The 5,950-nt window shown below is 62.3% G+C and carries 7 protein-coding genes; all 7 read right to left on the reverse strand.

Annotation, left to right across the window (positions count from 1 at the left end):
* The coding region (locus CXG43_RS19355) for a DUF411 domain-containing protein (protein WP_232767514.1) at positions 1-380 on the reverse strand (380 nt) is incomplete at its 3' end.
* A gap of 14 nt (positions 381-394) precedes the next feature.
* Entirely contained in the window at positions 395-904 is a 510-nt protein-coding gene (locus CXG43_RS01100) for a nuclear transport factor 2 family protein (RefSeq protein WP_012480215.1), read from the reverse strand.
* 19 nt (positions 905-923) lie between these two features.
* On the reverse strand, positions 924-1,694 hold the full coding sequence (locus tag CXG43_RS01105; RefSeq protein ID WP_012480216.1) for a cytochrome c: 771 nt from the start codon (positions 1,692-1,694) through the stop codon (positions 924-926).
* 12 nt (positions 1,695-1,706) lie between these two features.
* Positions 1,707-2,975: a copper-binding protein CopB gene (locus tag CXG43_RS01110; RefSeq protein WP_005413421.1), complete on the reverse strand. Its 1,269-nt coding sequence runs from the start codon at positions 2,973-2,975 to the stop codon at positions 1,707-1,709.
* Positions 2,972-4,840: a copper resistance system multicopper oxidase gene (locus tag CXG43_RS01115; RefSeq protein ID WP_012480217.1), complete on the reverse strand. Its 1,869-nt coding sequence runs from the start codon at positions 4,838-4,840 to the stop codon at positions 2,972-2,974. The genes CXG43_RS01110 and CXG43_RS01115 overlap by 4 nt, the downstream gene beginning before the upstream one ends.
* Before the next feature lie 113 nt (positions 4,841-4,953).
* Entirely contained in the window at positions 4,954-5,373 is a 420-nt protein-coding gene (gene copL / locus CXG43_RS01120; RefSeq protein ID WP_101098350.1) for a transcriptional regulator CopL, read from the reverse strand.
* Between the two features lie 174 nt (positions 5,374-5,547).
* Entirely contained in the window at positions 5,548-5,898 is a 351-nt protein-coding gene (locus tag CXG43_RS01125) for a helix-turn-helix transcriptional regulator (protein WP_043033515.1), read from the reverse strand.
* Between the last annotated feature and the right edge of the window lie 52 nt (positions 5,899-5,950).

The raw sequence follows: 5,950 nt of genomic DNA on the forward strand, positions 1-5,950 counted from the left end.
TCGAGGAGACGCTTGATGTCCGCGGCCGGAACGTGGCCTTCGATGACGTATCCGCCGATCTCGGCCGTGTGGCAGGAGCCCTTTGCATAGGGGACACCCAACCGCTCCTTGACCAGACCCAGGTCATCCATGTCGTGCACATCCACGGTGAATCCCGCCTTCTGCACGTGGTCGATCCAGACACCGCAGCACCCGCAGGTCGGGGTCTTGTGGACGGTCATGCGTGGCAGGGCTGCTGGAGTCGCGTCGGCTGATGGGACGACAACCTGTGCGGAGGGCGAGGTTGTGGGTTGCGCGGATGAAGCATCCTGGGTGCAAGCACCCAGACCAGCCACGGCAAGGACCACAAAAGTCAGACGGTGCAATGTGAGCGTAGTCATTTCAATCTCTCGACTCAGCGCTTGGTCCGCGAGGACCAGTGGATGTGGACGATCCGCCAGCCGTCCGCGGTCTCCTTCAGCACCATCGTCTCGGCGCTCTGGACGGTCAGTGGCTGGCCGTCCTTCTGGGCATGCAACTCGCTTTCGGTTCCGACCCACGCGAACTCGCCGGCGGCTCGTGCGCGCTGACGGAGCAGCTGGCGATGGGCGCCCTTGAGGAACGCCGCATCGCTGACTGCGTGATGGCCCATGTATTCCTCGCGGCTGCGTTCGGCGCCCCCGGACTCGAGGATGAGAACGTCGGCAGCGAGCAGGGCTTCGACCGTGGCCAGATCGCCGCTAGACAGGGCCCTGTTGAAACGCTCCGCTACGGCGACCGCGGCCTCTGCAGTGACTGGGACGTCGACGTCCGCAGATGCCGCGGCAGCGGGGTGATGTGCGTGCGGCTGTGTCGCCTGCGCCATTGCGGGGGACACGACGGCCAGTGCCAGTGCGAGGGTGAACGAGATTGCTGTTGCGTTCATTGCGTGGGCTCCAAGGAGATCAATGGGTGTGCGCATGGCCGTCATCGGCCACGGGCGTGTGTGGTGCAGGGTGCGACTCCACCTTGCCGTCGGGATGGCCGTGGCTCACCAACCCGACTTCCGTGTCGCTGGGTGTCGGGCCGTGGTGATCGTCGTCCACGCCCGGCGGGTGCGCATGCGGCATGGAGTTGTTGCCCGGCTCGAATAAGGCAGGGTGATCCTCGGCCTTTTCGTCGTCATGGTGGCCTTGCGTCTCGCCGCCGCCATGCGAATGGCCCTCGCTGCTGTCGACAAGTTCCTTGTACGCAGTCGCGTCCAGCGTGGGCAACTTCTGCAGGAAGGCCGACATGTTCCATATGAACTCATCGTCCATGCTGCCGCCCCAAGCGGGCATGCCGCTGGCCTTGATGCCGTGCTTGATCACCCAGAACGCCTCAGCTGGAGCGACCGGCTGTTTGCTTAGGTTCGGTGGCGCGGGGTACAGGCCCTTGCTCATCTCGGTGGCCGCCGCGTCTGGTGAAAGATGGCAGGTCACGCACATGGCGTTGTAGTTGCCCGCACCCTGGCGGATACGCTCAGGATCATCAAGGTTCGTGGGTAGCTGAAGCTTGGCGGCGCGCACCTCAATGGAACGCTCGCGCGCCGTTTCAAGTAGCGCATACACCGGGCGACTATGCGGATCGTCGGCGGCCACGTTGTACACGCCCAGAGAGACCGTGGCGGTTGCGACCACCGCAACCAATGCCACGCCGGCACCGAGCCATACCCACATCTTTTTGTTGGATTTCATTGTCAGTTCCCCTTAGAACCAGGTACGAAGGCCGATGACCAAGCGCGTGTCTTCAAAGGACTCGCCATGCTCGCGTCGCATGTCTGCGGTATTGCCAAACGCGCGCTCGTACACCACGCCGATGTAGGGAGCGAACTTTCGGGTGAACTCATAGCGAAGTCGTAGCCCCGCCTCAGCGGCACTCAGACCCGAACCTATCCCGCGCAATGGATCGTTCTTGCCATAGGCGGTGACTTCCACCAGCGGCTGCAAGATCAGCCGGTTGGTTAGCAGCAATTCGTACTCGGCCTCGACATTGGCGGCAGTCTGGCCCCCTTCGCCGAGATAGGCTGTGGCGGACACTTCGAACTTCATCGGCGCCAAGCCCTGTACACCGATAGCGGCGAAGTTCTGCGATGCCCCAGGCTTGAAGTCATGACGCACACCGGCCACCACATCCCACCACGTGGAGATACTGCGGCCGTAAAGCACTTCCAGATCAGCCGACTCGGTCTGACCATCCGTGCGTTCGCCTTCACTGCGGAGCCAGACGCGATTGAGGTCCGTACCGATCCAGCCCTGGCCCTCCCAGCCCAGCCCGGTGCCCGGATCGGCATCCCAGGTTTCCAGGCGATTGAGCAGCACGTAGCTCTTGATCGAGTTGTCATGCACCGGATGCGCGTGTTCCGGCGCGATGGCCGCCTTGCGATCCGCGTCCGTCACCGCGGGAATCGGGGTGCGCGGCTGCGTTGGCGCTGCAGGCCCGTGTCCCATCTGACTGTGGTCCATGCCCTCCATCGATTGCATTCCCGCTTCTGGTGTAGCGGGCGCGGGCGAATCATGGCCCATCTGCGAATGGTCCATCCCCTGCATCGCAGGCGTGGCCGTGCCGGAGGTGTCGGCTGCAGCGGGCTGTGCCATCTGACTGTGATCCATGCCCTGCATCGACTGCGCCTGCGCTGTGGGCGCCGCAGGTGTGCTCGCGGGCGAGCCGTGCCCCATCTGCGAATGGTCCATGCCCTGCATGGCAGGCTCGGCTGCGTTAGCCTGCGGCTCGGCGTGGCCCATCGCCGCATGATCGATCGTCGCTTCGCTCGTCTTGGCCGGTGTTGCAGGCTTTTGGGCTGGCGCAGGTTTTGATGTCGGCGCCTGATGTGCAGAGTGATCCTGAGTCTGGGTCTGCGCGCCCTGCTCCATCTGCATGGAGCCGTGCTGCATAGATTGGGCGCTGGCCGCATTGGCCAGGGCCAGCGAGATAGCCGTCAGCGCAGTCAGGGTGGTATCGCGTCTATTGATGTTCATTCGTCGACCCTCACCGTGCGCATCATTCCGGCTTCCATGTGATAAAGCAGGTGGCAATGGAACGCCCAGCTGCCCAACGCATCGGCACGCACGCGATACGTGCGTCGGCTACCTGGCGGCATATCCACCGTGTGCTTGCGCACCATGAAGTTGCCGTTGTCGTCCTCCACGTCACTCCACATGCCGTGCAAATGGATGGGATGGGTCATCATCGTGTCGTTAACCAATACGATGCGCATACGCTCGCCGTAGTTCAGCCGCAGCGGCTCGACATCGGAAAACTTCTGACCGTTGAAGCCCCAGGAGAATTTCTCCATGTGTCCGGTCAGATGCAGCTCGATCTCGCGACCGGGGTCGCGTCCGTCAGGGTCTTCAAAGGTGCTCTTGAGCATGGAATACGTCAGCACATGACGGCCGTTATCGCGCAGGCCATTGCCCGGATCATCCAAGCGCGAACTCACGCTCATGGCTTGGTTGTCCAACAGGGGATTGTTGGTCTCGCTAGCAGGGTGTGATTGCATGCCCCCGTGCTGCATGCCTGCCATGGCACCATCGCCGGCGGCGGGCATCGCATGGCCTGCATGGGCCGAGGTCGCGTTACCGCTGACAGGTGGGGTCATGCCAGGCATGCCCATGGCCGCACCACAGCCGCCTTCCATGCCCTTGCTGCCGCCAGACATATCCATCGACCCATGATCCATGCCCATGTCTGCCATCGTCAGCAGCGGCCGGGGATCCACAGACGGAACGGGCGCGCGTAATCCTTCGCGCACAGCGAGCGTGCCGCTGATGTAGCCGGTGCGACCGGAGTCTTGGGCAAAGATGGTGAATGCGTCCTGCCCGGAGGGCTCCACGATCACATCGAAGGTTTCTGCTACCGCGATGCGGAACTCGTCGACGGAAACCGGATGGACATACAAGCCATCTGCCGCCACCACGGTCATCTTCAGCCCCGGAATACGCACATCGAAGTACGTCATGGCAGAGCCATTGATGAAACGCAGGCGCACCTTCTCGCCACTGCGGAACAAACCGGTCCAGTTGCCCAGTGAGGTCGTGCCGTTCATCAGGTAGGTGTAGGTGTTGGCGTTGACGTCGGACAGGTCCGTGGGCGTCATCCGCATCACGCCCCACATCTTGCGATCTTCCAACGTGGCCGACAGGCCGTTGCGCTTCACATCGCGCGCAAAATCGCCGACCGTGCGCTTGTAGTAATTGTCATGGCCCGGCATCTTCTTCAAACGATCGAACAGGGCCGTCGGGTCCAGGTCTGTCCAATCGCTCAGCATCACGACGTAGTCGCGATCGAAACTGAAGGGCTCCGGCTCCAATGGGTCGATGACGATCGGGCCATAGAGCCCGGCTTGTTCCTGGAACCCTGAGTGGCTGTGGTACCAGTAGGTTCCGCCCTGATGCAGGGTGAACCGGTAGTGGTAGGTCTCACCACGTCCGATACCGTCAAAGCTCAGACCCGGCACGCCGTCCATGTTGGCCGGCAAAATGATGCCGTGCCAATGGATGGAGGTGTCCGCGCCATGGATGGAGTTAGCGGGCAATGCATTAGAGACGCGCAAGTTGACCGTGGTGCCTTCCCGCCACCGCAGCAACGGCGCCGGAACGGACCCGTTGACCGTGATCGCGGTGCGGGTCTTGCCGGTGAAGTTCATCGGCGTCTCGCCAATGGTCAGGTCAAACTCAGTGCCCGATAGTACGTTGGGTTGTCCCGGCCCCTTGAGCGCCCAACTGGCTTTGGGCCAGAAACCTAATCCTGCGACTGCGCCTCCCAAGGCCAAGCCTTGGACAAATCGCCGCCGCGAAGGCAGCAGCGGTCCACCGCGTGGACCACGAAAATCATCATGCGACATGAAAATGCTCCAAGCGTCGTGTTGCCACCGGCGGGCGGTGGTACAGAGCGGGCGGCTGGCCTAAACAGGCATGCAAGCCACACCAACGGCGCCATTGCGGCGCCTAGGGACGCTTAGCCGATCGGTGGTCGGATCAGATGAGGCAAGGCAGGTGGCGCATGCCCTAGGGGCAGCGGCATGACATCCAGGCCCAAGGCCAGTTGCACCGAAACATGCAGGCGCGCAGGAAGTGCGCTCGCGCAAGCGTGTACGCAGGCGCACCGGCACGCAGAAGACTTGCAACAGTCGGGACCGGCATGGTCGCCATGCCCAGTGCCAGCCTTTTCAATCGATGTGGCATCGGGATGATGCTCAGCACTGTGATCGGCGAAGCAGTCTTCGTCGACTTGCACCGCGGCAGCCACTTCGCTGGCCTGCTCTTCCATGACCGGGTTCATACTGACGGACGCAAACGCCGACCACGCGCCGTTAAGCACGAGCATGGCGATCAGGAACAGTCGCAGTAGAAGTGAGGAGGCTGACACGGGCGACATGGTATATCACTTTAGACAAGGCGCGTGTGTATCGGTCGTGAACAAAATCTCAAGTAAGCCTGAGATGTCGCGACTTGTCAGTCGCACTAGCCGCGGACACTGCAGCTCCCTCCAGAAGCGCCCAAAGGGCGGGTTGAGGCGAAGAGTTGCCCATAGGGCGAGCGCTTGTTCGGTTTACTTCTCGGGCGTGGCCTCGATCAGCTTCACCAACTCGCGCTTCTGCTGCTTGCTTAGCGAGCCCCAGCGCAGGAGCAACTTGGCCAGCAGATCATCGTCGGTGTAAAGGAAGGCGGCGGGGATCCCCAACGCTTGGGCCAACCGCTCAGCAATCTCCAGCATGGGCTCGTGCTTGCCACGCTCGTACTGGTTGATTCGGGGGCTGGCCACGTGAGGATCCAGACCGGCCCGGATGCCCAACTCCTTCTGCGACAAACCCGTGTGCAGGCGGGCTTGTTTGAGGCGTCGAGCGAAGGTCGGTGTTGAGTCGACGGACAAAGTCACGCGCGCACCCCATGGAGACCCCATAAGGATGGCGGATGTACCCTGCCTTGCATACTAAGATCTGTCCCCTATACAC

This window comes from Stenotrophomonas sp. Bg11-02 (genome assembly GCF_002836635.1).
GTDB lineage: Bacteria > Pseudomonadota > Gammaproteobacteria > Xanthomonadales > Xanthomonadaceae > Stenotrophomonas > Stenotrophomonas lacuserhaii.